Raw genomic sequence first — 2,967 nt, forward strand, 5'->3', positions numbered from 1 at the left:
GAACATAGCCATGCTTAATATCGGATTGCTCGGTGCCGGACGTATCGGCATCACCCATGCCAAAGCGGTGCTGGGCGTGCCCAATGCAAAAATCGCCGCGGTTTATGACCCCGTGGATGCTGCGGCGGATGCTGCCATCGCGCTAACCGGGGCCAAACGCGCCTCGGTCGAAGAAATTATGAACGATACCAGCATTGGTGCCGTCATTATTGCCACCCCGACCGACCTTCATGCCGATCAGATCGAACTGGCGGCCAGGGCTGGCAAGGCGATTTTCTGCGAAAAACCGGTGGACCTGTCGGCAGAACGGGTGCGTGCCTGCCTGAAGGTTGTCGAGGAAACCGGGACCAAATTGATGGTGGGTTTCAACCGCCGTTTTGACCCCAGCTTTGCCCGCGTCCATGCCGAAATTCGTGCGGGTAATGTTGGTGATGTTGAACTGGTGCAAATCACCTCACGCGACCCGGGTGCCCCGCCGGTTGATTATATCAAACGGTCTGGCGGATTATTCCGCGACATGATGATTCACGACTTTGATATGGCGCGCTTTCTGCTCGGCGAAGAGGTGACCGAGGTTTTTGCCACCGGCGCCGTTTTGACCGACCCGGCAATCAAGGAAACCGGCGATGTCGATACCGCCACCGCAACCCTGCGCACCGCCAGTGGTAAAATGGCCGTGATTACCAATTCACGCCGGGCGACCTATGGTTATGACCAGCGTGTTGAGGTCCATGGCTCCAAGGGCATGGTGCAGGCTGAAAACCACCGGGCAACATCGGTAACGATTGCCAATGGCGACGGTTATACCACCGAACCACTGCTGGACTTTTTCATGCAGCGTTATGCCGATGCGTACCGGTTTGAACTGACCACGTTTTGCAACATGCTCAGCGGCGAAAATGTCGCCTTCCCAAGCGGGCATGACGGCCTGAAAGCCCTTGAACTGGCCGATGCCGCCGTTCAGTCCCTTAAAACTGGGTCGGCTGTAAAACCTGGCGCCTGAATGATCGTGACCCTGACATAATAAAGCCCGGCAGGTGACATCCTGCCGGGCTTTTATAATTCTGAACGTCTTTAACTGCGCCTAAAAGTTCATCCGCAGGCTGATCAGAAAACTGGGTTTACGGGCTTCTTCATTATTGGTGTTGTAATCCAGATCCTGGAAAAACGCGGCATCCAGCGAACCAATACCGACAAAATTATTTACCCGCACACCAATACCTGCCGCGCTGGTGAAATCTTCGCGACGATAACGGTCATTTTGTGAACCATCGCGATAACGAAAAGCACCGGCATGATCAAAAAACACATAAACACTGGCCTGGGTGTTTTCAGGTTGCCCCTTCCAGAACGCAGTAGGGAAATTGAAATTGTAATGCAGTTCGGTATCGATGAAATAACCGTCGTCACCTGAGAACGCACCGGGTTCATAGCCCCGCATGGTGCCAACGCCGCCGACCGAAAACTGTTCTGCTGGCGGCAACACACGGTCTTTTGTCATTTGTCCGCCCGCCGTGACCTGTGCCGTAAACGGCCCGCCAAGTTGCTGATAGGCAAAGGCATTGGCAGTGTATTTGCTGGTTACGCGATATTCTGTTGCGGCCTGACGAATATGGGAAAACATCCGGTGTCCGCGTAAACCGAACGAATAAAAGCCGGTATCGCCCAGATAGTTAAAATCAACCCCGATTGAATGACGATTAATCCATGTTTCGGTTAATGCCGCCCCGAATGTAGTATAGGAAATATTGCCATTATAGCTGTAATCGACATTCATCAACCAGTGCGGCGATAAAATGAACGGCTGTTTTAACGAGGCCGTAATCAACTGTGTTTGGCCGTAAACATCGGGATCGGCCGGGTCATCGGCAAAGGGACCATCGATGATATGGATACGCGTTTGCGTATACCCCACCGACAGGCGCGTATCATATGAATTAACCGGCAATTCATATGAGGTAAACACCGACCGTGACCCGCGAGACTCCGTTACACCCACGGTTAACGGGTCATCTATGCCAAACAGGCTGTTGGCACGGGCATAACCCCCGCTCCGGCGATGCCCTGTCGATAGCGCACCATAATTGTCAATAAACAGGGAATAGGCCATGCGGTCCGGCTCTTTTGCCGTAACGACAATATCGGTCTGGCCAAAATTCTCGCCCGGTTCCAGCCTGGCGGTCAGCTTTGTCTGATGCAGCCGATTAAAACGGCTTAATGCCTTTTCCAAAACATCCAGACTAACAAGATCACCTTCCTGAATATGAAGGCTGCTGGTGATATAATCTTCAAGCATATAGTCATTCTGCTCGACGCGCAGACGGCCTACCCGCCCCTCAACCAGAATGACACGGACTTCACCACCGGCAATTTTCTGTGGCGGGATATAGGCCCGCGCCGTGACAAAACCTTTTTCGTGATAAAGCTCGTTAAACTCGGCCAGCATGTCATACAGGTCCGCCAGATAAAGCGAACGGCCAACATATTTTTGCAAAACATCACGAATGGTCTGATCCTCGAGGATTTCGGACCGGTTGATGTCAAACCGCTGAACCGTAAATTTCGCCCCCGCACCCGCCTTTGGCGGGGTAAAATCCGGGCCGCCATCAACGATTTCAGGCAGCTCAAAACCATTGAATTCGTTGATCTGTTTTTGACGCTGTTCCTGACGGATGACATTTTCCAGCGGATTGCTTTGTTGTTCACTTTGAACACTGTTGGGGGCCTGCTGGGCGTGTGCGGCCAACGGTGCCAGCACACAAATCCCACTCATCCCCCCGGCCCTCAACACAGCCTTCATGGCGTGAACCATCGGGCGCAACGACCCTTTTCCGGTCAAACCGGAAACACCCGGTATGGTACGGCTAAAAATTGCCAAAATGTCGTCCCCCAAAGACAGCGCCCCGGCGCTGTTTATGCACGTATCGTCAATTTTCGAAGTGGCGGCCGCACCGCCACTTCGTTCTT

The 2,967-nt window shown here is 53.2% G+C and carries 2 protein-coding genes; one reads left to right on the plus strand and one right to left on the minus strand.

Annotated features, from left to right (window positions below; genetic code table 11):
* The first annotated feature begins 10 nt into the window (after positions 1 to 10).
* Positions 11 to 1,003 (plus strand): inositol 2-dehydrogenase, encoded by a 993-nt coding sequence (gene iolG, locus J4E05_RS21605; protein WP_349600049.1) that lies wholly within the window; start codon positions 11 to 13, stop codon positions 1,001 to 1,003.
* Between the two features lie 81 nt (positions 1,004 to 1,084).
* On the opposite strand, the gene J4E05_RS21610 is transcribed toward iolG, so the two are convergent.
* Positions 1,085 to 2,878 (minus strand): ShlB/FhaC/HecB family hemolysin secretion/activation protein, encoded by a 1,794-nt coding sequence (locus J4E05_RS21610; protein ID WP_349600051.1) that lies wholly within the window; start codon positions 2,876 to 2,878, stop codon positions 1,085 to 1,087.
* Positions 2,879 to 2,967 lie beyond the last annotated feature (89 nt).

Origin of the sequence: Thalassospira sp. NFXS8 (assembly GCF_040148805.1) — a bacterium.
Taxonomy (GTDB): Bacteria; Pseudomonadota; Alphaproteobacteria; order Rhodospirillales; family Thalassospiraceae; genus Thalassospira.

Excerpts from the sequence above, each read along its gene's own strand:
- iolG (WP_349600049.1), top strand. The coding sequence starts at position 11 with ATGCTTAATATCGGATTGCTCGGTGCCGGACGTATCGGCATCACCCAT.